This is a genomic window from Leptospira kemamanensis, assembly GCF_004769665.1.
Classification (GTDB): Bacteria; Spirochaetota; Leptospiria; order Leptospirales; family Leptospiraceae; genus Leptospira_A; species Leptospira_A kemamanensis.
The window spans coordinates 1-24,384 of sequence record NZ_RQGG01000018.1 but is presented as its reverse complement, the minus strand read 5'-3'; the positions used below and the strand labels follow the sequence as shown (position 1 = coordinate 24,384).

Annotated in this window: 23 protein-coding genes; 11 read left to right on the top strand and 12 right to left on the bottom strand. The window is 37.9% G+C overall.

Annotated elements, in window-relative coordinates:
* Positions 1-2: 2 nt before the first annotated feature.
* A complete protein-coding gene (locus EHQ59_RS06910; RefSeq protein WP_135618647.1) occupies positions 3-1,718 on the bottom strand; it encodes an acyl-CoA dehydrogenase family protein in 1,716 nt (571 codons plus the stop codon).
* Positions 1,719-1,796: 78 nt separating this feature from the next.
* Between EHQ59_RS06910 and EHQ59_RS06905 the strand changes: the two genes are divergently transcribed.
* Positions 1,797-2,672: a molecular chaperone DnaJ gene (locus tag EHQ59_RS06905; protein WP_135618645.1), complete on the top strand. Its 876-nt coding sequence runs from the start codon at positions 1,797-1,799 to the stop codon at positions 2,670-2,672.
* 3 nt (positions 2,673-2,675) lie between these two features.
* Here the strand turns inward: EHQ59_RS06905 and EHQ59_RS06900 are convergent, their stop codons facing one another.
* A complete protein-coding gene (locus EHQ59_RS06900) occupies positions 2,676-3,413 on the bottom strand; it encodes a SanA/YdcF family protein (RefSeq protein ID WP_135618642.1) in 738 nt (245 codons plus the stop codon).
* On the opposite strand from EHQ59_RS06900, the gene EHQ59_RS06895 reads away from it, so the two are divergent.
* A complete protein-coding gene (locus EHQ59_RS06895) occupies positions 3,412-4,425 on the top strand; it encodes a M23 family metallopeptidase (protein ID WP_135618640.1) in 1,014 nt (337 codons plus the stop codon). The genes EHQ59_RS06900 and EHQ59_RS06895 overlap by 2 nt on opposite strands.
* Positions 4,426-6,444, top strand: a complete 2,019-nt coding sequence (ligA, locus tag EHQ59_RS06890; protein ID WP_135618638.1) for an NAD-dependent DNA ligase LigA — start codon at positions 4,426-4,428, stop codon at positions 6,442-6,444. It begins immediately after the preceding gene.
* Between the two features lie 656 nt (positions 6,445-7,100).
* Here ligA and EHQ59_RS06885 read toward each other — a convergent pair.
* The 4 genes from EHQ59_RS06885 to EHQ59_RS06870 all read right to left on the bottom strand — a co-directional run bounded on the left by EHQ59_RS06885 (position 7,101) and on the right by EHQ59_RS06870 (position 9,539).
* On the bottom strand, positions 7,101-7,340 hold the full coding sequence (locus EHQ59_RS06885; protein WP_135618636.1) for a hypothetical protein: 240 nt from the start codon (positions 7,338-7,340) through the stop codon (positions 7,101-7,103).
* 8 nt (positions 7,341-7,348) lie between these two features.
* Positions 7,349-7,621, bottom strand: a complete 273-nt coding sequence (locus EHQ59_RS06880) for a hypothetical protein (protein WP_135618634.1) — start codon at positions 7,619-7,621, stop codon at positions 7,349-7,351.
* Between the two features lie 303 nt (positions 7,622-7,924).
* Positions 7,925-8,197 carry a hypothetical protein gene (locus EHQ59_RS06875; RefSeq protein ID WP_135618632.1) on the bottom strand — a complete coding sequence of 91 codons (273 nt, stop codon included), beginning with the start codon at positions 8,195-8,197 and terminating at the stop codon, positions 7,925-7,927.
* A 1,120-nt stretch (positions 8,198-9,317) separates the two neighbouring features.
* Positions 9,318-9,539, bottom strand: a complete 222-nt coding sequence (locus EHQ59_RS06870; RefSeq protein WP_135618630.1) for an SHOCT domain-containing protein — start codon at positions 9,537-9,539, stop codon at positions 9,318-9,320.
* 390 nt (positions 9,540-9,929) lie between these two features.
* Between EHQ59_RS06870 and EHQ59_RS06865 the strand changes: the two genes are divergently transcribed.
* Positions 9,930-10,556 (top strand): hypothetical protein, encoded by a 627-nt coding sequence (locus EHQ59_RS06865; protein ID WP_244245426.1) that lies wholly within the window; start codon positions 9,930-9,932, stop codon positions 10,554-10,556.
* A gap of 50 nt (positions 10,557-10,606) precedes the next feature.
* On the opposite strand, the gene EHQ59_RS06860 is transcribed toward EHQ59_RS06865, so the two are convergent.
* The gene (locus EHQ59_RS06860) at positions 10,607-11,515 is read right to left on the bottom strand and encodes a hypothetical protein (protein WP_135618628.1); all 909 of its coding nucleotides are present in this window, start codon (positions 11,513-11,515) and stop codon (positions 10,607-10,609) included.
* 544 nt (positions 11,516-12,059) lie between these two features.
* Here EHQ59_RS06860 and EHQ59_RS06855 point away from each other — a divergent pair.
* From EHQ59_RS06855 to EHQ59_RS06845, 3 genes are all read left to right on the top strand, one after another.
* Complete coding sequence (locus EHQ59_RS06855) at positions 12,060-12,404, top strand: ArsR/SmtB family transcription factor (RefSeq protein WP_135618626.1); 345 nt, start codon at positions 12,060-12,062, stop codon at positions 12,402-12,404.
* Positions 12,391-12,858: an SRPBCC family protein gene (locus tag EHQ59_RS06850; RefSeq protein WP_135618625.1), complete on the top strand. Its 468-nt coding sequence runs from the start codon at positions 12,391-12,393 to the stop codon at positions 12,856-12,858. The genes EHQ59_RS06855 and EHQ59_RS06850 overlap by 14 nt, the downstream gene beginning before the upstream one ends.
* 67 nt (positions 12,859-12,925) lie before the next feature.
* Positions 12,926-13,576 carry a CAP domain-containing protein gene (locus tag EHQ59_RS06845; protein ID WP_135618623.1) on the top strand — a complete coding sequence of 217 codons (651 nt, stop codon included), beginning with the start codon at positions 12,926-12,928 and terminating at the stop codon, positions 13,574-13,576.
* 146 nt (positions 13,577-13,722) lie between these two features.
* Here the strand turns inward: EHQ59_RS06845 and EHQ59_RS06840 are convergent, their stop codons facing one another.
* The 5 genes from EHQ59_RS06840 to EHQ59_RS06820 form a co-directional block, all read right to left on the bottom strand.
* On the bottom strand, positions 13,723-14,991 hold the full coding sequence (locus tag EHQ59_RS06840) for an SH3 domain-containing protein (RefSeq protein WP_167481390.1): 1,269 nt from the start codon (positions 14,989-14,991) through the stop codon (positions 13,723-13,725).
* 26 nt (positions 14,992-15,017) lie between these two features.
* The gene (locus EHQ59_RS06835) at positions 15,018-15,518 is read right to left on the bottom strand and encodes a L,D-transpeptidase family protein (protein WP_244245425.1); all 501 of its coding nucleotides are present in this window, start codon (positions 15,516-15,518) and stop codon (positions 15,018-15,020) included.
* A gap of 2 nt (positions 15,519-15,520) precedes the next feature.
* Complete coding sequence (locus EHQ59_RS06830; RefSeq protein ID WP_135618619.1) at positions 15,521-15,952, bottom strand: hypothetical protein; 432 nt, start codon at positions 15,950-15,952, stop codon at positions 15,521-15,523.
* Between the two features lie 68 nt (positions 15,953-16,020).
* Positions 16,021-16,470, bottom strand: coding sequence for a GNAT family N-acetyltransferase (locus tag EHQ59_RS06825; RefSeq protein WP_135618617.1), 450 nt, complete (start codon positions 16,468-16,470; stop codon positions 16,021-16,023).
* A 59-nt stretch (positions 16,471-16,529) separates the two neighbouring features.
* Positions 16,530-17,135 (bottom strand): YceI family protein, encoded by a 606-nt coding sequence (locus EHQ59_RS06820; RefSeq protein ID WP_135618615.1) that lies wholly within the window; start codon positions 17,133-17,135, stop codon positions 16,530-16,532.
* Positions 17,136-17,212: 77 nt separating this feature from the next.
* Here EHQ59_RS06820 and EHQ59_RS06815 point away from each other — a divergent pair, with 77 nt between their 5' ends.
* The 4 genes from EHQ59_RS06815 (at position 17,213) to EHQ59_RS06800 (ending at position 24,058) form a co-directional block, all read left to right on the top strand.
* Entirely contained in the window at positions 17,213-19,441 is a 2,229-nt protein-coding gene (locus tag EHQ59_RS06815; protein WP_135618613.1) for an ABC transporter transmembrane domain-containing protein, read from the top strand.
* A gap of 5 nt (positions 19,442-19,446) precedes the next feature.
* A complete protein-coding gene (locus tag EHQ59_RS06810; protein WP_135618611.1) occupies positions 19,447-20,796 on the top strand; it encodes an HlyD family secretion protein in 1,350 nt (449 codons plus the stop codon).
* The gene (locus tag EHQ59_RS06805) at positions 20,793-22,289 is read left to right on the top strand and encodes a TolC family protein (protein WP_135618609.1); all 1,497 of its coding nucleotides are present in this window, start codon (positions 20,793-20,795) and stop codon (positions 22,287-22,289) included. Before EHQ59_RS06810 ends, EHQ59_RS06805 begins: the two co-directional genes overlap by 4 nt.
* A gap of 77 nt (positions 22,290-22,366) precedes the next feature.
* On the top strand, positions 22,367-24,058 hold the full coding sequence (locus EHQ59_RS06800) for a cation:proton antiporter (protein ID WP_135618607.1): 1,692 nt from the start codon (positions 22,367-22,369) through the stop codon (positions 24,056-24,058).
* The last annotated feature ends 326 nt before the right edge of the window (positions 24,059-24,384 follow it).

The following is a 24,384-nucleotide window of genomic DNA, read 5'->3' as shown; positions in this document are numbered from 1 at the left end:
ACTTAAAAAGAAAGGAAGGTCGCAAGGGCCTTAGAATTAAAAAACACACCGTCTTTTTGCCTTGGTGCCTCGAGCCCATCCCGAACCATTTCCGCATATCCTTGGGCGAAATACAAATACTTGGTTGGAAGTTTTGCCTCTTTGTCATGGACAGTTTGTTCGAGAAATTCTGCAAGTGCCAAGACATTGTATGTTAGATCAGCAATATAAACCCGATTCATATCCTTCCAATCTTTGGACTCTTCTTTCAAAATTCGATCGAGTTCATTTCGTTTTTCTTGGAATAATGTATATTCCGTTTTGAGTTCCAACATCTCACTGACCTTCTTTGTCAAATCCTCCAACAGGGATTGGAATGCGGCATATACCTTTGGTTTTTGTAAGGCATGAAGGCAATGGTCAGCGATGATTAGATGTGTGCCTTCCCAAGTTTCATTGATGATGGAATCATTGTGAAGACGAGGTAAAGGAGAAAAGTCACCGATGATTCCATTTCCACCTAACGAAAGAATGGCTTTCTGAGTGATGTAAGATGCTTGTGATGAAGATTTGTATTTGAGAAGGGGGACTGTGATTTCTGCGGCCTCATGTGCATTTTCCGCTAAATTTACGGATCGGAAATTGACAAAACAATTTGCTGTTTGTAAAATTTGCATCTCTGCGAGTGTTTTCACAAAAGAAGGAAATTCTAAGATTTTTTTTCCATATGCCGTTCGAAACTTCGCATACTCGGATGCTTCCATTACAGACCTTCTTGCATTTCCACAAGAACCAAGTCCCACATGGAGTCGTGAAGTTTTGATGATGTAACGGATTAAATTCACAAGTCCATGTCCGGGGCGACCAAACTCTTCTGCTTCTACTTTGTCATAAATGATCTCTACTGTAATTTTTCCACGAGATCCGATGATGTCTTTTTTACGAAGGATGTGGTGGCCATTCAGTTCCCCATTTTCTTTGATCCTTGGAACTAAAAACATTCCCACAGTATTCGTTCCTTCTATTTTCGCAGTGGTTACCCATAAGTCACCAGGATTGGAACAAAACCATTTTTCACCAGTTAACTCCCATTTGCCGTTAGGTAGTTTTTTGGCAACGGTTCGGTTTGCAGATACATTACTCCCACCTACACGTTCGGTCACATATTGACCAGCCATAAAATGAGAATCACTGCCTTTGCCTGCAACAAGGGGGAGATATTTTTCCTTTTGTTCTTCTGTGCCTATTTTTTTAAGAGCAAGGATCATTCCATCGGTCATCGCCAAAGGACAAGCCACTCCCCCTTCCCCATTGAGATTCATCAAATAGGTAAGCGCATAACGATGGATATGTGTGAAATCAAATTTCCATTCTGGGTGAAAGTCTAAGTTCACAACTCCATGGTCGTAAGAGATTTTGCGTGCCCGTTTTTGTTCCTCTGAATATTTGATGAAATCAATTCGTTTGCCAGTGCGATCATATTTGACCACTTCACCGTATTTTCCTTCTTTGTGGCACTCTTCGGTGAGTTCATCCAAAATGCCACCCACGAGTTCCCCATACTTGCGAATGTGTTCGACCATTGCTTGTTTGTGTTCTGGTACATACGTTTCCGAATAACGATCCACCATTCGTTGTAAGGCTGGATCCATATCGTAAAAATTCTTACCCCGTAGGCCTTTGTATTCGGAAATATCAAACGGTTGTAAGGAAGGATGTTCAGAAATATGGTGACTCATATCTCCAGTTCAAAAAATGGAATAGGATTCACTAGCAAAAAAGTCACCCCGTTTTGAAATTGGTTTAAGAGATAGTTTATGGTCCAAAAATCGGAAACAAAAAAGGCCAAACAGATTTTGCATGATGTCATTTTTGAACTGCAAAACGTTTCCGAATCCATGCAGTGGTTTTTATCATACGACCGGCTTTCCGAACTACTCGAAATCAGAAAAGAAGAATGCCTGAGAAAGGTTTACCAATTCAAATCGGCAAAACCACAAATGACACTTTCAGGTGGATTCCATGAAGTAGATGGAGACCTACTTGTAGATTTTTTAGCTTGGAATTTAGAATTAGACGAAGTTGCCGAGGAATTCTTAAAAGGTGGAATCTTTTTTAGCGAACGTCCATTATATGAACTTCGTGAATCTTACAAAACTCTCATCCAAAAAACCATCGCCAACCACAAATTAGACCAAGAACTTTTGTTATTATTAACGGCTGCCACCATCGATTTTGATGATGCTGTGGATTCTTATTTGATGGATAAATTTGAAATTGATTTTTTTGTAAGACGTTCCATCCACCAATTCCTAGAAAAATTTGAAATCCATCCCGAATACGGTGCAGAAGAATTTTTATACGAATACTTAAAAAGCCTAATCCCAACCAAAATATTAAATTTCCGTGACATCACAAGAGAATTCCGAGACCGCACCTACTATGAGTTATATGGCAGGTTTCGAGAGACCAAAAAGAAAAAGAAGAAAAAAATCATACAATCCGTATCGATAGAAGTAAAAGACCTACTTGCTTTTTTTGATTTGGAACCAGGTGCCACCATCGTAGATGTAAAAAAGAAATTCAAAGAACTACTAAAAAAATACCATCCCGACATCAATAAAAAAGGGGAAGAAATGACCAAACGAATTATCTTAAAGTACAATCGTTTGGTGGAGTTATTAGGAATGTAAACTTCATTTCGGAATGGATACAGGTATCGAACCTTTCCAAGTACTCATCCCACTGCCTTCAATGGGATATGGTTTTCCTAAATACTTCGGTGGTGTGTCCCATTGGATGTCCCACCAAGCAAGCATCCGCGCAGAAAATTCTCGGAAAAGATAATAAGTTTCTTTTTTATAGGTTCTCAAATTACATTCGTAACCGTATAACTCGAGTTCTAGTTCTTTTCCTAAATACATGGCTCGTGGTAAAAAAAACGACTGGCTGATAAAGATCGCTTTGTTCACTAAAAACACTTCTTTGGCACGGATCAAGGTATCGAGAGTTCGAAAGCCAGCATGGTCTACAAAAATATCATCAGGTTTCACTTCGTGGGACAACATGTACTCAAGCATGGGGCGCAGTTCGTTGTAGTCCGATTTTCCATTATCTCCGGAGAGGAGAATTTTTTTCACTTTTCCAAGTTTGTACAATTCCAATCCACATGCCAATCGGTCCATAAGGATGGGGGAAGGTGTTTTTCCATACACGGCAGCTCCAGGAACAATGGCGACTTCCGCTTCAGGGATTTCCGAAGAATTACTTGTGTGAATGGAGTTCTCATACAGGATCCAAAAACCTAAATTGGATGCTAATGTGACAAAACCAATGATGCCAAAAACCAGGACGAAACCCAGAAACAGGGATTTCCACTTGACCCTGGAAAGGAATCGGAGCGTCTTATTTATGTAGGAATCGCGGTTCGTCATGAAGAAAAAAATTAAAGAGATTAAGTCTGTTTTTTCACAAGACAATCCGAAAATCAAGAAACAGATTGATAAGGTGAAAGAAAAAGGTCACCAACGGATGACCATTCTTGTCATTCCGCATGGGTATGATAGTTCTTTCCACTTCCAAATTTCCCATTTTACCATCCTATTTTTTTTAGGCCTCGCTTTAGGTCTATTGAGTTTAGCAATTTTTGGAATTGTTAGTTCGAATAACACACAATCCCAAATCAACCAACTCTCTAAAATTTACGGAACGTATTTTGATACCTACATCACACATGCGAACCAATTGGAAGAAATGAAAGAAGAGTATTCCAAACTCAATGAAAACATGTTGGAACTGTTTACTCTTATCGATGGACAAGATGACGAACTTTTAAAAATCCCAACAGAAGATTGGATTGAATCATCTGCTATTGACTCTTTACAAAAAGAAGAAAAAGAAGATAAACAATTGGATGTAGGACGTAAATATCTAAATGAAATTTATGAACTCAGACAATTAAAACATCGAATGGATAATTACCAACGTTTGGTGGAAGCAAATTTTCAATTTTTATACCAACGATCAGATATCTTATCTCGATCCCCTTTGTTCAATCCCATGTATTCTTATAATTTAACATCTCCTTTTGGAATGCGTAAATCACCTACTACTGGTTATTGGAAATACCATGACGGTTTGGATATGGCAAACGCAACGGGAACTCCGATTTATGCGGCAGCACCAGGCCGAGTCGTTCGAGTCACTTATGCCAATGTTGGTTATGGACACCATGTGATCATCCAACATGACTTCGGCTTTAGTACGTTATACGGCCACTGTTCTAGAATTTATGTGAGAAGCGGACAAGAAGTCAAAGCCGGGGAACAAATTGCCGAAGTGGGAGCCACTGGAAACGTTACGGGACCTCACCTCCATTATGAAATTTTTATTTCTGAAGAAGGGAAAACGGATCCAGAACAGTATATGCAAGCGGGAGTTTACTGATTGCCTAAAAAAACAAAAACCGAAGATCCCAAAAAAAGAATCAAAGAACTTCGGAAAGAAATCAATCGTCACAATGATTTGTATTACAAAGACAACTCACCTGTCATCACAGACAAAGAATTTGATTTACTTGTCAAAGAACTCCAAAAACTAGAAACCGAAAATCCAAACCTTGCAGATGGTTCCTCACCTACTGCGCAAGTAGGCTCTGACTTAAGTCCACAATTTAGCAAATTCAAACACAAGGTTCCTGTTTTATCATTAGAAAATACCTATAACGAAACAGAACTGGCAGAGTGGCTTGAAAAAACAGGGATCGAGGAATCCTATTCTTTAGAATGGAAAATCGACGGCGCCTCTATCTTGTTATACTATGAAAATGGAAAACTAACTCACTGTGTCACAAGAGGAACTGGTGGGATTGGTGACATTGTCACAGAAAATGTAAAAACCATTTCATCGATACCTCACACACTCTCTGAACCGATGAACTTTACCGTTCGTGGGGAAATCTTTATGACCTTCGCAGATTTCGAAGAGTTTAATGAAGAGTATGGTGGCAAGTTTGCCAATCCCAGAAATTTGGCAGCAGGTTCTATCAAACAAAAAGATCCAATGGATGTCGCAAAACGTCCGTTACGTATTTTTGTCTATGATGCCTATTTTTCTACATCTCGCAAAGGAATCAATTCACACAAAGACATCTTAAGTCTTTTAAAAAAAGAAAAATTTCCTCTTGCACCCGACACCAATGTGATCGTTGGAACCAAGTTAATCAAAGAAATCGAATCCTTTCGCAAAAAAAAAGACAAAATGCCATTCCCTGTGGATGGACTCGTCATCAAATTGGATTCTTTAAACTTACGAGAAAACTTAGGAGAAACAAGTCACTCCCCTCGTTGGGCAAGGGCTTTTAAATTTGATGCCCTACTCAAAGAAACCACAATTGAAGAAATTGATTTTGCCATTGGTCGCACAGGAAAGGTCACACCTCGAGCAAGGGTAACACCAATCTCACTTGCAGGCACCACTGTCACTTACGCCACCTTACACAACCAAGACTACATTAACCAACTCGGTGCTGGCATCGGTGCAAAAGTATTGATTTCAAAACGTGGTGAAATCATTCCAGCAGTAGAAAAAGTTACCTTTCCACCGAAAACGATCTTCATTTTACCCAACCAATGTCCTTCGTGTAACACCAAGTTAACGAAAGTTGATGATTCCGTAGATTTGTTTTGTACCAATCGACATTGCCCAGAACGAAAATTAAACCAACTGATTTTTTTCTGTAGCAAAAAACAAATGAATATCGAAGGTCTTGGGGAAAGACAAATTCAGATTTTTTTTGAAAAAGGTTGGGTAAAAGACATCCCTGATTTGTATACATTAGAAAAATACAAAGACGCCATACTCGAGTTAGATGGATTTGGCGATAAATCAGTCAAAATTATCTTTGATGCCATTCAAAAATCCAAAGAAAAAGACTTTCGTTTCACACTTCCTTCCATTGGCTTAAATGAAGTTGGTCCCAAGGTGACTGAAATTCTCATCGAAAACGGATATGATTCCTGGGAAAAACTCCTTACCTTAGCAAAATCGAAAACGGCAAACGAAGATCTTACATCCATCCATGGTATTGGACCTCGAACAATCGAAACCCTCCTCTCTCACCTAAAAGACAAAGAAACTTTGAAATTGGTGAATACACTGATCAAACTCGGTCTCAAATTTCAAGCAGATCAAACCGAAAAAAGCGACATACAACCGTTTGTTGGACAAAGTTGGTGTGTCACAGGAAGTTTTGAAAACTTCCAACCTCGTGACCTTGCCATGGATCTCATCACGAAACATGGTGGCAAAAAAGTAACAGGTGTCTCATCCAAAACTACCCACCTACTCTATGGACCAGGCGCCGGTTCCAAACTCGACAAAGCAAAAGAACTTGGTGTTACCTTAGTATCTGAGTCAGATTTCCTAAGTTTATTGAAACAAGAAGGGATTCCGTTAGAATCATAAGAAAAGGTTAGAAACCATTTTCCAATGTTATCATTGGTATTTTTCTATCTCAAATGCGCCTAATATATATTAGGTGTGCATTGTAACTATCTGATTACTACAGCGTTGATTACTTATAACTTGATTGAAATAAATTTCTACAAACAATATTTTCAGAAGCAGTGATGCATTCTTCTCTACAATCATTTCGTTTAATATCTGGATATCGAGTGTTACTACTCGGATACTTGTGATTACAACTTTTTAAACATTGACTGACTCTTTCAAAACAGATTCTAACCTCTGTATTTGCTGAAGGGACTACCTCTTGAGAATATAAATTCAATTTTGAGACGCAGAGAATCAAAAACAATAGGATGCAATTAGATAAATTTCGCATTTTTATACTGAATCTAAAAATTAGTGTTTCGTTCCACAGGAACTAGTGATAATAAACAGAAGGAAATCTTTAGATTTTCATTATCATTCCTTCTGGAAATATATTCTTCCTGAGTAATTTGACCTGATTCATAAGCTACGCGATGCCTTTGACTTAAATTTTCAATGACTGCGGCCATTTCCACGCAGGCTTTTGGATTTTTCTCTTTTTCAGGCGCGCAATCCAAGAAAAATAAGAGAATTAAAATTCCTGATAGTAATCGAAAGGGATTCAATACTTAATTCTCCAAAAACATAAAGGAACAAATAAGCGGTATCGTTGAATTCCGATTGGCGACAAACGTTTGGTATTGAGATTCCGTAATCCTTCCCGCTTCTAAATCCATTTTGTCACGTTCATTTAGTGAATTGATACTAATTGATGTTAGCAGGCAGATTTCTTTAGAATTTGGTTTGTCTTCCGTGCAGTGGGAAAATGTCAAAAATAGCATTAAATAAATGATTTGTTTATATTTCATAATCTGAATTAAAAATTGGAATTCTCCTTGGTTTTTAAAATCGACAAAGCGCAGGCAATTAATGTTGAATTTTCTCTTAATCTAATTAAACGCTCATACTCCTCGTTAGAGATTAATCCAGCATCCAGTTTAGCCAAATCTTCAGCATTCAAAGATTCTCCATCAGCTACCACAAAAGCGCAAAATGCTGGGTTACTAAGATATTTTTGTTCGCATCCTATTGAGAAAAATAGAAGTATAATACAAAGAAGGATTACCTTTGTTACAAATTTTTGCCCCACAGTCAGTCTAAAATGAACTAATTTTTTTTAAATTCAACCATCACGATGATACCGTTAATAAAGTAAGTCCACTAAAGTTCGGATATCTTTCCAATTTCCAAATGAAAATTAGAAATATGCCTGTTTTATCTTGAACTGATTCTTATTAAACCTACCGCTTCTCACAAAGAAAGCTGTTTTGAAATTCATACCGGCAAACATTGCATCAGTCATTCCAGAGGTAAATAATCCATCAATTCTTATCATACAACCATCTTTGGCACCGACTGGTCTAAATTCACGTTTGTAAACAGTTTCCTTAGATTAAAAATTTTGATTTTTTTCACGTTTAATGAAAGAAAGAATACATATACCAATTGTTGATTCATTCCTAACACGAATAATACGATCATACTCTTCACGAGAAATTAATCCAACATTGAGTTTTTTTAAATCTTCGGAATTTAACCCTTCGCCTTCAAGTATAGCAAACGCACAAAGATCTGCAGAATTCCCAAATTGTCTTTGACATTTAATGACCATAAAAAATAAAAAAAATATGCATACCCATTTAACTATCAATTGATTCTTAACCATTGCTTTAAAACATAATCCTTCAAATATAGATTTAACTCATAAAAATTCTGTTAATAAACTGTTTTAAAAATTGTTATTCACAGCCCGATCTTGCAATGCATAATAGCACATCGCCGCAGCAAATGTCTTTATTTCCAAAGAATTTTTTTCATATTGTTCCAAAGTCACCGTCCCATCCGTTACTCTTTAAATATCGCGATCATCAGTTGATTTTAATAAAATTGCGAAAAGAGGACATGCCTCGGGTGTGCTCATTCGATCAGGCTGACAATCAATAAAAAAGAAACCAATTACCAAAACTAAGATCGTATGTTTCATTAAATATTCCTTATATTAGAAGTTTCCATCAACATTCGTTTTGCGTAAACCGAGAACGCATCCCGCTAAAGCGGCAGACTGTCTTTGACCCATTCGTCTCTGAAAATCAGTTTCCGAGATCTCTCCTAGTTCAAACTTTCTTTTATCTTCCAAATTTGCTGAATTCGTCACGAGAACTGAAACTACACAAATTTCCGGTGAAGTAATCGTCCTAGGTTCACAGGCATATATTATCAAAATTAAAAAAATTAAAAATCCAACCTTCATCAATTTAATCCCTAGTTCTCCAAAAACATAAAGGAACACAATAGCGGTGTCGTTGTATTTCGATTAGCAACAAACGTTTGGTATTGAGCTTCCGTAATCTGTCCCGCGTCTAAATCCCTCTTATCACGTTCATTAAGCGAATTGATACTAATTGATGTTAGCAGGCAGATTTCTTTAGAATTTGGTTTGTCGGAGACGCAGTAGGTTAAAGACAGCGTACAGACTAAATAGAATATAAATACTATGAACTTCAACGATTTGGCCTAAAAATTTCCATTTTGCTCACGTTTTATTAAAGAAATTAAGCATAATCCCAATGCTCCGGTTTCTCTATTGCGCTTAGCTCTTTCATACTATTCTTGATTAATCTTTCCATTATTGAAATCATCTAGGTCTTTTGCAAGAGCCGATTGCAATTGAGCATTTGCTACAACGCATAATTGTGGCGAATTCGCATACTCATTCTGACAATTTGACAAAGTTAAAACGAAACAAATCAAAACTATAATTACATTTTTCATTTAAATTCCTTATTTTAAAAATTTCCGTCAACATTCGTTTTACGAAGTGACAATGCACAAATGAGTAAAACTGCATTAGGTGACCTTTGAATTCTGCTTTGGTATTCTTCTTCGGTGATCAAACCTTGGTCCAACCTACGTTTATCTTCCAAATCTATCGAATTCAATAGAACCGCTCCAAACAAACAACCTTCGGGAGTCGTGATCGTCTTTGGTTTACACGATACAATGATCATTAAAAAAAATAGGAATTGGATCAGTCTAAAAATTGGAATTCTCCTTGGTTTTAATTAAAGACATAAGGCAGAGCGTCAATGTTCCATCTTCTCTAGTTCTTTTTCTAAGCTCAAAGTTTTCCTGCGTGATTTCACCTTTTTCTAATAAAACTAAATCATTTTGAAGTCGATTCTGATTATTAGCAATAAAAATGGCACACATTTCCGGTGCATTACTATATTCGGTATGGCACGCGACCAAAGTACAAAGCGTTCCGCATAACAGTAGTCTTTTAAAATATTCGATCAATCTATCCTCTGAACTCGATTCAATTTGCACCAATCATAGATTAGTAAAATCACCTAGTGGGCATCAGTTGGTAAGTGTAGATCATAGGAAATAAATATCACTTGTCAATCTTAAAACAGGAACGAACGTTAGATTCTATGTGGTGGAATCGATTGCTTTTAGTAGTGATGGTATTTTCTTTCCTTGCTTGTGAAAGTACTTCTAGGTATTTCCGAAATCGAATGTATGACACAACGGATTTAGTTACGATTGGCATCGAAAAGAAAAGTGCCGGTGTCAGTCTGTTTTTATGGTGTATCGGAGGAGGTTTAAAAATAGAGGATCAGACTCGTGGATTTGGCCTTAGAGATGGACATCTAGGAATTTATGAAATATCCGATGGCTCACGATTGGGCATTTCTCCTTTACTGAGCAACGACTCTCCAAAAAATAAATTGGGAAATTCTTTTTTCCTCATCAATTCAAGTGGCCATTTCCAATATCGACCTATTCCAAGAAGCAAAGAAAAAGATTACCAAATCCTCAATTTACTCACGATCTTCCCCATCGCCTCCATTCCAAATTCCAAACAAAATGTAACAAGATGTAATTCTCCACTTAAGGTAGAAACTTCCATCGCCTTTTATTATGGAATGAGAGTCGGAATGAATTTCTCTGAATTATTTGATTTTATTGTAGGATTCATAGGCTTTGATCCGTTAGATGACGATGAAGTGAAAGGAGAGTAAGGGATCTGAAACAGAAGGAAATTGGCAAACGCATTTTACAAAATTTCTTTTTAGATCAGAAGTCCAAGTTCAAAATACACATTGTTGATATTTTCTCGGAAAGAATTTCCATAAACCGTTCTAAATTTAGTATTTATGAAATTATCATATTCTATGTCTTGCGAATAGATGTTGATGCTATTGGTTCGTACTTTTGCACTCACATTGGAAATTCCCAAAGAGATGTAGTAGTGATCTTCGATAAAATAATTTAATTTTAACCCTATTTGTTGCCCATAATACTTAGTTGTTGGTTCTGATAAAAAAGAAATGTATCCATTTTCCCCAGTTCTACTTGGAGTTGCATAGCTATAATTGATTTTACCTCCCAATAGAAAGTAAGAATAATTGAACTTCAAATTGAAGTTCCAAAATTTGGGTGTCTCCACCTCAAAACCCAATTCAGGACCTGCATATTTTTGTCCAAAATTTAAGGAATAAGAATAAATATATCCATCGGACAATTCTGATCGTATGTATCGGATTCCCCCTGAAAGTCGAAACACATTGGGTATCACCTCATAATTGACTATCGATCGAACTTGAGAACGGTAATACGTACCCGATGGGATGCTATAATCATTACATGCAGAGGTTACGCGGGAGCAATTGATCATTGCGATGGGATAACCTCCTTTTTTCAATTCAGAGAATTCAACATCAAAAGAGAAATTACTCTCTGTTATTTTTTTTCTAAATCCTATGTCATAAGAAACAATCGGATCTTTTCTTTTATCCTCAATATAAGTTGAAAATGTTTTCGTATAGATACTTTCTTCAAATGTATTGGTGAAAGAAGAATTCCTTCGATAGAAAACTTGGAGATTGAGAGGATAGGAAGTTGTTTTTTCTGATTCTAAAGCATATAATTCAGAGAATATAGAGAAGAGTAAGAAGATGGAGAGTATAAAATGTTTCATTTCGTTCCAAGTTTTGATTGCATTTTCAATTTCTAGTGGTTTTCAACTCAGTTCCCATGTTTGTCTATCTCCGGATCAATTTCCAACAAAAGAGTATGCATTCAAAATACAAACGACTTCGGTCAGATTTGGAACTTGATCAGAGGAACAAGAATATAGATTCCTTACATAAAAAAATCCTTTCAATAGAATGAAACAAAAATAAAACAATCGTTAAAGGAGGATTTAATTTTTTCCAATGTATTCCTCGTGTTCCAAAACAACAAACTCATTCTGAAACAGAGAATCAGATTGAAACCAAACAATCATTCCATATTGTGATTCCATACCACCTAACTTATGTTAATAGATTATTACCTTTAGTTTCCCCTTTCGCCATAACCAACCAACCCCAATGCGACATAATTCCCTCATGCCCCCTATCCACTCTCCACCCCTTCTCCCTTACCAAATTCTAGTATCCAATCCTTCCTTTGCCAGCCTCCCTCTCCATTTTTACAAAATTTTGTTAACATGCAGGTATTTTACTGCATATTTACTTCCAATGCCCAAGGAAGCGATAGGAACAGATTTGGTCTTCAAAGCGATGGCGGATCCGAGCCGGAGAAAGGTTCTCGATTTGCTTTGCAAAGAAAATGGCCAAACACTTTCCCAACTTTGTGCACAACTCGATATGCAAAGGCAATCGGCTACCCAACACATCGAAATGTTAATCGATGCAAATTTGGTTACGGTGGTTTGGAAAGGACGTGAAAAACTTCATTTCTTAAACCCCGTCCCGATTTACGAGGTGTATGCTCGTTGGGTGAGAAAATTTGAGGAGAATCGTTTGAGTTTTTTACACGACTTAAAATCACAATTGGAAGGAGATAACAATGGAATCACTTAACTTTGTTTATGTGACTTATATTCTTAGTACACCTGAAAAGGTATGGAATGCAATCATCGATCCCGAGGTGACAAAAAAATATTGGTCAGATCCATTGTCAAAAAATCCTTCTCATACCAATGTGTCGGAGTGGAAAGTTGGTTCTGTTTGGAAACATGTAAGAATGGATGAAGATAGGACCGTTGACCTCGTTGGTAAGGTATTGGAAGTTGATCCTCCAAATAAGTTGGTGATTTCTTGGGCACGACCAAATGAAATGAATGATGAATCCATACATTCACGAGTTACTTTTGAAATTTCCCATTATGCAGATGGTCTTGTCCGATTGGCAGTCAACCATGAAGGTTTAGACCCACAAATGTTCAACGGAATTTCGAATGGTTGGCCTAGTGTTCTCTCCAATTTAAAAACATATTTGGAAACGGGCAAACACTTAGCGGATCATCTCAGGTAACACAAATGTAACATTATCAAAAACATTGTAAGGTGACTTTTATGCTTCCATTTTCGAAACTGTATTCATGAAGCATTTTTCATACCTTATCCCGTTACTGACTTTCCTTTTCTCTTTTAGCAATTGCATCCAAAATATAGCAGAATGTCCTGTTGATACCTTAACTTTAAAAACAGAATGTGAAAGCCAAAAAAAGGAAACCGAAAATAAAGAAACAAACCTGCTAGGAATCGCTGCCCTTGCTATGAGTTCTTCGGGTCAATTGTCTGGAAAAGCATTAGAGTTTTATAATATTTTGGAATCTTACAGAAGGAATGGATCTTACACTCTCTCGAATGGAACTACACTAACGTTCTTAAATGCTTCTCAATGTTCTGGTTCCACGTCCCAACATAGAGCTTTGAACATTGCCGCACAAAAACACAACGACAACATGGTGCGCTTCAATTTCTTTTCTCATACTGGTTTAGATGGTTCCACTCCAACCACGCGTGTGAAAGCAGAAGGTCTGGATGTTGGGGCTGGTGAAAATATTGCTGCAGGTGTATCCTCCGCCGAAGGGACATTTGAGCAGTGGTGGAATTCCTCTGGCCACCGTTCCAATATGGAGAATTGCAATTATACTCATGTAGGAATTGGTTATACAGCACGCGACGGAATCAACGCAAACGCTAGTTATTCGCACTACTGGACCAATGTGTTTGCGACAATTCGATAAACGAAAGACCAAATGCTAATACCTGCTTTTTTAAATTACAGGATAACAATTTTGACACCTTGCATTTGTTAGCTGAATAGTATCAATTTGAAATCCGTTCAAAATAGAAAAGTCAATTTTTTGAATTCACGTTTCGATTAGATTCTCTAATTCCTTTTTCTACCCATAAACACAAACTTATCACCTTTTAATTCATACGTATCTGAATCAATCGCACCAGGATCATCATCCCCTTCCGGCATTGGACTTGTATTGATGACAACTCTTGGAGGATTCGCATATGGTTCTAAATCCGCACTCCTACGCCCTGCGGATTGAAAAATTGTCTCGAAGGAATTTCCTTTTTCCTTTAGGACGAAAACAATGTTTTTTGATTCTGCTAAAAAACACCCAATACACGCTTCTTCTTCATACTTAAATGTCGTTGCTATCATATAATATTGATTTTTTTTCCATTGAAAAGTCTCTATTGATGTAATATCTGGATCAATATCGTAATCCACATCTTTACTTAAATATTCAAAGATTCGGTTTTCCAATTTATCGTTGATTCGAATCTTCGAGTACAAAGAGGCAAACTTATTCGATAATACAACGGACTCTGCAGGCAAATAACAATCGGTTAAAACAGTCGTTTCAATTTCAGAATACCAATCATCTTGTTTTGATGTTTGTTTGATCACACGAAAGAATACCTTTCCTTCTTTGGTGACATACCTTGATTTCACATAATAAAATTGATCTTCCTCAACTTGTTCATTGTTAATTTTTACTAGTTTTTTGTTGTAGAGTTGATGAACGTAACCGGGTTTATTTTTTACATACACCCAACCAGATTCCTTTGTTTCAAAATCAGATAGTGTTGTTAGAATTTCTTCTGTATCTCCTATTACAATATAAGGTGAAAAAACATATCCGATGTTTTGTGATTTTGCTTTTATCTTCATCCAATTTCCCTGTTTTCCATTCACGGAAATGGTAGAAGGACTTTCTTCTAATATCTCAACTATATCTTTTGTTTTTAATTTTTCGATCGCTTTGCTTTCCACATTCGGTTCACTTCTTAAAAATAAGGATGTAGCCGCAACCAAACCAAATTGCGGTTTTTGCAAAGGTAAAAAGATCAAATTGGCATAGTCTCTTTTATCAATTATATAACCGACACGATTGTCTTTTTTGATTTTCCACCAATCGTTCGTTAACTTCGTTTCCTTATTTGACAATTTTTCGATAATCAAAAAATCTGAATTTTTTGGAATTTCAAATAAAACCTGACTGGCAACATCCGGTTTTCCATAAACAGGGATTTTTGCTTTTGTGGTATATCCATTCCCAATCTGTTTCCACAAACAGTTTGAATGAAAAATAAATAGAATGAGGATGAATATATATTTTATTTTTTTGAGACGGATCATCTTGTTTTCCATTGTTTCAATATGAATTATGGTTCGATTATGATTTTGGAACCAATGGGAACCATTTCAAACAGCAGATCCATTTCTTCATTGGTCACTGCCATACAACCATGTGTCCAATTCAAATATGTATGTAAATGGCCAAACCAATTCCAATGGCGTTTCATCCCGTGAATGAGAATCCCACTGCCTGCTTTTACGTTTCTCTTTTTCGCTTCTTCTAACTGTGATTTGTTGGGGTAGGAAATGTGTAATGCTTTGTAATAATCCCATTCAGGAATTTGGTAATCAATCGTATATGTGCCTTCAGGAGTTTTTCCGTCTCCTTCTTCCCGTTTGGGACCTTCTGGTTCAAAACCAAGTGAGATCGGAATTGTGAGAATGGTTTTTCCTGCTTTCACAACGGATAACTTCTTATCCGCTTTTTTCACATACACAATTGTATTTGTTTCTGAGTGTAAACTTCCGAAGAAAGAAAAACAAACAATTATGAAAATATTTTTAATGTAATCTTGGTTTCGCTTCAAATTTATATTCCTAAAATTGACAAGGGTATATTTTGTTTATGCATATTTTGAATCCAAACAATCAATGTATCTAATACTTCCATTGCTGCTTTTTTATCTGCTAAAATCAAAGTTACGATCCTTTCTTTTTGAACTTCTGAATAGGTTGTAGGAGTTAAGGTATATAATCTTTCATTGTAGATCTCGATCTTCCTTTGTTCTAACAAATGCAGAAGGTTCGGAATTTTTGTTTCGGGAAGTTCATTGAATGCATAATGATCATACCCTTCTAAAATCGACTCGATGAGATCTTCAAAAATAGAAAACGTAGTTTCGTCCATAAAAATCGAATTCTCATTCCAACATTTGCCATTGTATCTCCCTGGCAAAAATTCAATATAAGCGGTGTCCTCTAATTCCTTTGAATCATTATAAATTTTAAATTCTGTTGGCATAGACGTGGAATGATTTAGTAATCGGGCAACACAGGAAAAAAGCGACAACCTTTGATTTTATTTTTGATTCAATTCAACGGATAAGTAAAATGAACCACATCTTCAGGGTGTCCCCCTGTCGATTTGTAAAATTCCAAGGCATAATCATCTACCACATCAGCTTGGACAAATACTTCTTCCATGCCTTGTTCCTTACAGTAGAAATTGATCGACTCTATTAATGTTTTACCAATTCCTTTTCGTTGCCATTTGGTTTGCACAGCTAAATCAAATATATAAACGAGTGGTCTTTCGGAATAATATTGTCGCAAAAGGTAGGCCGTGAGACCAGCAACTACCTTTCCTTCTATCTTCGAAACAAACACAAAAAAATCATCACGCGCCAACAGGGATTGGAGATAATATGGATTTGGCATTTGAAACTCTTTCATTTCAAACACATCCTCAAATACACGAATGAGTTCGAAAAATTCGTTTAACTCATTTGCTGATAGTCTTTTTGTTTCTACAGGTAACATGAAGCATGAAATCCTCTTTCCGTATAGTGTTTGTTATTCAACATTGATAGTCTTTGACTTCATTTACAAACTTTTTTCAAAGTGGAAACAACTTTTACATCCACAGTTGGCCAAAGTTTACTCACTCCATCTGCACCTTTGTGTAAGTCATTACACTCTGCATTCAATTTTGCCAATCCTTGTGTTAAGCCAAGTGATGCGACATCAACTGTTCCTACTACTTCCACTGTGTCTTCTTTCCAAACAAAATTCACTGGAATCGAAGTCTTTGTTTTGCCGAATTGAAGTTGTAATTTTGCTGTTCCCGTTTCTCCCGAAGAAATCTGAGTGAACTTCCCAGTAATTTTTTGGTTACCTTTTACGGATCCAAAGAAAAACTTTTTGATCTTCGCATCCCGATCTGGATTGGCAGAATTTACGGAAGAGGAGTCGATTTGGAATAACATTTTACTTGCAACACCAAACTTTGATTTGTCTTTGGTTTTGCCCACCACTCGAATAGAATCAAACTTACCTTTAACACCTGTTTTTTCCGTAAATTTGAACGCTGTCCATTCCAGACTTGTTTGGGAAGGATCGTACTCATAAATGCAATTTTCTTCTGCTTCAATTGACCCGAAGGTGCCGATAATGAATAGTGCTAAAATAGAATAAAAAATTTTCATAGAAACCTCTACTGACTGAAATAAAAACCAAAACAAAGTTTTGTCAAGAGGAGTCTAAAGCACGAAATAAAATTCACATGTTAAAATTATTAAAATCGTTGGTACGCCATTTCCGATACCAGCTCTTTCATGCAAAGGAGACGGAACTCCCCATACGGCTTTCGACAGGAGAATCCCTGGCGCAGTCGATTTTAGACTTTTTATCTGAGTCATTAAGCATCCAAACCCTTCCAAGCCAAATCATCGAAGGATTTCGTTCCCTACGAAGCAAATTTCCTCATGAAGCGAAGTTGGAGTTTTTAGATTACCTGATTGCGGCTTCGCACCAATACCAAATCAAACTCAACTTTGTCCAAAAATCCATATTGGAAATCCGAAGTTATATTACTCGTGAAGCTCCCTTTTTATTCCAACTCAAAAGTAAAGACTTTGGGCTTCCTGAAATTTACGCCGTTCTTGGTTACCATGCTTCTTCCTATTTAGTGAAACCACTTCACGATCACATCTCAGAAGAAGAATGGATTTCAGAAAAAGACTTACTCAAATTATTTGAAATTAAATCTTCCAAAGATCTTGTTGATTGGATTGTTGCAGAACCAACTTTTGCTTTTTCATCACCAAAAGAAGTCTACTCAACTTCTTCTGCATTAAAAAATGCAGTGAAACAGATTTATCATCTGATTCGCATTGAATCAAAAGATGTATGGATTGTTGTGATCTATGGTATCGGTATTGGGATTCTCTCCCTCGTTGTCCCAGTAGCAACATCATCCCTCGTCAACATAGTTGCCTTTGGAGTATTGTTACAACCCGTCATCATCTTAACATTTTTAGTTGTCTTTTTCTTAGGATTTGCAGGAGCCATGCAAACCATCCAAATTTATGTGGTCGAGATTTTACAACGTCGTGTATTTGTTCGGATCGCCACTGAATTTGCCATTCGATTTCCAAGAATTCGGCAAGATGCCTTAGACAAACATCACAATCCAGAACTCGTGAATCGTTTTTTTGATACCATGACCATCCAAAAATCCATCCACTCTTTGTTAGTTGATGGTTTGGCAGTGGTCTTAACCACTGTGATTGGTTTTGTCCTGATTTCATTTTACCACCCCATTTTCATTGTGTTTTCCCTTTTCATCTTGTTTGTGGGAGGGTATCTTGTGATCTACCAATTGGGTAGACCTGCTTCTGAAAACTATATCAAGATTTCCAAAGAGAAATACAAAGTAGCAGCTTGGCTTGAAGAAATTTCCCGTCACTCTGCGTTATTCCATTCCACTTTCGGATCACATTTTGCGATCGAACGAGCAGATTCGATCATTCGAGATTACCTCTTTGCTCGCAAAAAATACTTTTCTGTTTTTATCAAACAAATTGTTGGACTTGTCGGTATACAGGCGTTAGCCAGTGCGATCGTACTCGGAATTGGTGGATACTTAGTGATCCATAGGCAATTAACAATTGGTCAGTTAGTTGCAGCAGAACTTGTGATTGCAAAAGTTCTAAGTGATATTTCTAAATTTGGAAAACAACTCGATAGTTTTTATAGTTTGATTGCGGCCGTTGATAAAATCAATTCGGTATTCCACTTACCAACCCTAGCTGCTAAAACTGTTCCGTTTGAAGTTCCCAATGGTGCTATCCATGTGCAACTTTCAGGAATTGATTATTCTCTCGCCAATGGCCATAAAATTTTCAATCAATTCAATTTGAAAGTCCAAGCAGGAAAAACAATTGGTATCACATCCAATACTCCATACGATGCGCATATCCTTCTCGATTTGATTAGTGGGCTTCGTGAACCTAACTCCGGGCTTGTCGAATACAACCACCAAAATATCCATGAAGTTTCCAAAGAACAGATCCAATCCCATACAGTTCTAGTCCGAGGGAATGAGATCTTTGAAGGCACAATTTTAGAAAACATACGCGTAGGCAGGGAAGAAATTTCACTCATCACGATCCGTGACTTCTTGGACCAACTAGGCCTTTGGAAGATCATCCAAACTTTACCACATGGGATTCATACTCAACTTCTGACCTTCGGGCATCCGTTTGACAATGTTCAATCTACCATTTTGGCATTAACACGTGCATTGATTGGAAATCCAAAACTTGTACTCATTGATGGGGTGTTAGACCAACTACCTCCTCCTTTGTTAACTTCTTGTTTAAAACTCTTACTCCAAAAAAATCGGGAAAGGACTGTGTTCATTGTGTCCAAGTCACCAGTCATTTTAGGACAGATGGACCAAATCCTCCGATTGGAAGATGATTCTCATTCATTAAAGGTGAATTCATAAACTATATGAAAACGAATATATCACCTAAATGGAAACTCAGAAAAAACCTACCTTCGTATCGGTTGGTGCAAACGGCCTTACCTGCACAAAGTTTAGCGTACATTCTCACTGTTATTTTTTTCTTAAGTGTCCTCATTTTACTCTATGTTCCATGGCAACAAACCACGATGGGTTTTGGTCGTGTCGTTGCATATGCGCCACTAGATCGCCAACAAGTAATTGAATCACCCATCAGTGGACGAGTGGTCAAATGGCATGTCCATGAAGGAACCCGAGTTAAAAAGGGAGATCCCATCATTGATATCTCTGACAACGATCCCAACTTTATTTCCAGGATTCGTGAAGAACGAAATGCTCTCTTGCAACGACTCGAAGCAGCACGATCCAGAGAAGATAACATCCGTTCTAGGATCATCAGTTTACGTTCCTCGAAAGGAAGTGCTGTCAGTGCCGCTGATTCTCGTAGAATGATGGCAAAAGACAGAGTTCGTGCCAGCGAACAAGCAGTAGATGCAGCAAAGGCCGCATTAAAAACAGCAAATCTCAATTTAGACCGACAAAAACAATTATGGGAAAAAGGCCTAACTTCCAAACGTACTTTGGAACTTGCAGAACTGGATCATGCCAATGCGGAAACTGGACTTGACCGTGCCAAAGCAACGCTAGATGCCGCAGTCAAAGAGGAACGAGCGTTAAATAGTGATACAGGCAAAGTCCAACAAGACGCAGAAGCATCAATCAATGATGCCCAAGCGTCCCTTGCTTCAGCCCAGTCCGAAGTCGCTCGTGTTCTAGAAGAACTTCCCAAACTAGAAGCCAGATTATCTAGACAAGAAAACCAAGAAGTATTTGCTCCCAGGGATGGAACCATTATGCGAATTTTGGTCAATCCTGATACACAACAAGTAAAAGAAGGAGATGGAGTTGCGATCCTTGTCCCAGATGCCGAAGACAAAGCAGTGGAACTTTTCATTTCAGGGAACGACATTCCCTTAGTGGGAGAAGGACGAAAAGTTCGGTTACAATTCCAAGGGTATCCTGTTTTACAAATCAGCGGTTGGCCAGAGACTGCCGTTGGAACCTTTGGTGGTGTTGTCAAACTTGTGGACATCACTGATAATGGATCTGGTAATTTCCGTGTCTTAGTGATCCCTGACCGCGATGATCGCCAATGGCCATCGAGTCGTTACTTAAGACAAGGTGTCAGAGCCAAGGGTTGGATTTTTCTCAATCGTGTGAGTGTTGGGTATGAATTGTGGAGAAGGTTTAATGACTTCCCACCAAATTTACCAATGGATGATCCTGAAATGAAATCATTGTTAGATGAAAATGGTGGAGGAGATAAAGGAAAATGAAAACGCATATAAATTCATTTTTATTTGCGTTATTATGCCCATTTGGGATGTTTTTTTCTTTTATACTGGAAGCGGATCCCACCAAGGATCCCTTCGAATCCTTACATGGTCCCAATATCTATACTCAAGATTATCTCAACCAACAACCAGGAGTGTTAACTCTTGCGGAATTACTCAAGTCAGTTGAGAAATCGTATCCTCTGGTTCTTGCTGCCGAAAAACTATTAACAGAAACAGAATACAATTATTTAGCCGCCGAAGGTGCCTTTGATTTACAATTCAAATCCATGGGTACAACCAAACCAGTTGGTTATTATACAAACAATGCAGCGGACACTGTGTTCGAAAAACCCACTCCTCTCGGAGGTACATCTTTTTTTGCGGGATACCGAATTGGTCGTGGAAATTTTCCTGTGTATGATGGCAAAAGACAAACCAATGATTATGGAGAAGTGAGAGCTGGTGCCATTGTTCCCCTTATGCGTAACCGAGAGATCGATAAAAACAGAGCAGATCTCCGCAAAGCAGATATCGATCGCAAACTTGCCGAACTATCAATCCAAAAATTAAAAATCGAAGTCATCAAAGAAGCTACTAAACGATATTGGAAATGGGTTGCCAGCGGACAAGAATACTTAGTCAACAAAGACCTATTAGAGATTGCAAAAAACAGACAACAACAGATTACTCAAAGAATCAAGTTAGGTGATCTTCCTAAAATGGAAGGAACCGAAAACGATCGTGCCATTTTGCAAAGGGAATCACAATTTGTTTCTGCTGAAAGAGAGATGCAAAAAGCAGCAATTGATTTATCATTATTCTTACGAGCAGCTGATGGAAATTTAATCCTTCCAACAACGGACAGATTGCCCATTGGATTTCCCAAACCCATCGACTACAAAGGTTTGGAACTCGACAAAAGCATCAAAGTTGCATGGAAGTTCCGACCTGAAATCCAAGACTATGAATTCAAACGAGAGAAAGCGCGTGTGGACCAAGATATGGGTTACAACGCTCTCAAACCGCAAGTGGATTTAGTGGTCGCAGGTTCCCAAGACTTTGGACCAGGTTCTGTCACCAAAGCAAAACCAGAACTCGAAGCTTCACTAGTTCTCAACCTTCCCATCCAAACAAGAAGACCCCGCGGGATGATTGGAGCAGCGGAAGCAAAAATCGCACAACTCGACCAAGAACTGCAGTTCTCAAAAGACAAAATTAAAACCGAAGTGCAGGATTCAATTTCAGAAGTGATCGCCTCTGCAAAACGAGTGACTGTCACTCAAAATGAGGTAGAACTTGCTAGAAAATTAGAAGAGATGGAACGAGAACGATTTTCTCTAGGGGATTCTACTCTCTTATTTGTGAATATTCGAGAACAGACGAGTGCGGAAGCGGCAGTGCGTGAAATTAAGGCATTGTACGATCATCACGTTGCCGTTGCCAATTTACAAGCATCCACAGCATCCATTTTGCAAATTTCTCCCAATCCTTAGTCGTAATTCTTTTGTAGAAAAAAAAACGACTTTCACATCTCACTGAATTCCTAAAATTTTCCCTAAAGAAGGTATCTATGCACGGGGAAGAGTCACTTTTACAAGACATTGGTCTCAGTATTATATTTGCTACAGTTTTGAGCCACATTGCTCGCGTTCTCAAACAACCGTTAATCTTAGGTTATATTATCGGTGGTGCCATGCTCGGAAAAGAGATGGGATTTGAATTGGTCACAAACGAAGCAAGTATCGAACTCATTTCCGAAATTGGACTCATCCTTTTACTTTTCATCATTGGTCTTGAAATCAATCTTGCCGAACTCGCCAAAATGGGAAAGGCGATGTTCACACTCGGTATCTTACAATTCACTTTATCCGTTGCCTTTGTATATTCCGTGTTTCCTTTTTTTGGCCTATCCATCGGATCTGAAAAATTTGACCTTCTTTACATTGCCGTTGCCTTATCCCTCAGTTCTACGTTAATCGTTGTTAAGTTATTACAAGACAAAGTGGAGATCAACACACTCTCTGGTAAATTAACCGTAGGGGTTTTAGTTTTCCAAGACATTTGGGCCATTTTGTTTATGGGGGTCCAACCGAACCTAAACAACCCTGAAATTTTAAAAATCCTCACTTCTGTCGGTATCATCGTTTTACTCATTGCTTTTAGTTTCAGTGTCAGCCGATATGTTTTAGCAAAACTTTACAAAGCCTGTGCCAGTAGCCCTGAATTAATCCTTCTAACATCGATTATGTGGTGTTTTCTAGTTTGTGGGATCGCCGGAAAAGTAGGACTTTCCAAAGAAATGGGTGCCCTCGTTGCGGGTATGAGTATTGCTGCTTTCCCTTACGGAGCCGATGTCATCTCCAAACTCATTGGGATCCGAGATTTTTTTGTGACTCTCTTTTTTGTGGCTCTTGGACTAAAAGTTCCTCTTCCTAGTTTAGAAGTGATCGGACTTTCTGCTGCCATCATCGCCCTGATGTTATTTGTTCGGATGATCACCATTGCCCCAGTCATCATCAAACTGAACAAAGGGGTTCGCAATGGTTTCCTCACGGCACTGAACCTTGCCCAAATTTCTGAATTTTCACTCGTAATCTTAGCGTTAGGTGCTGGTTTTGAACACATCACACCAAAACTTCAAGCAGTGATTTTAACTTCTACGATCATCGCATCCGTATTGTCCACTTATATCATCATGTTTAACCATAACATTGCTGCCACGTTCGAACGATTACTCGCTCGTGTAGGGATCTCAGACCAAACAGAAGAAGCAAGCCAAGCAGACAAAGCGGGTCACGGCGGTCATGGCGATGGAATGGTGCGTGATATCATTGTACTTGGATACTTCCGCATTGCCCGTGCCTTTGTGGAATACTTAGAAGACCTGTCTCCCTCCCTCATCAAACGGATCATCATTGCTGACTACAATCCAGCTTTCAAAGAAGAACTGACAAACAAAGGATTCCAATGGGCGTATGCAGACCTTGCTCACCCTGATTCCTTATCTCATATCGGGCTTCATGATGCTTCGATGGTGATTTGTACGATCTCCGATTCTTTTCTCAAAGGAACCAACAACAACCGTTTGCTTTCCACTTTGAGTAAATTGGCACCGAACGCAAAGATCATTTTGACGAGTGATGAACCAGGGGAAGCAAAGAAGTTAGTGGCAGACGGCGCCCAAAAAGTCATCATCCCTGGTGTGATTACAGGTGAATTTTTATATGACTATATCTCTCGTGGGATGAGGAATAACGAATAAGAAGTATCGTAATTTTTTTCCGTTACTAATGAATTTGAATCGAGTTGCCTGTGTTTAAGAAAGCAGAGGCTCGATTCATGTTTGTTATGCGATTGTTTTAAGAACTTATGTCTTTGATAATTGCACATACACAAGAAGTTATTTATTTTTATACTGTATTTGTAATTATTCTATATATCATTTGTTCCATTCTAAAAAATTGGATCTCCAAGTATTTCTTCAAATATTCTTTACATCCATTTTACTTTTTCCTAGGTGATTGCTCGTAAAACAAAAGACGATTTAAAATCCATTACCAACCAATTGGATTTACGTGAGGAAATCAA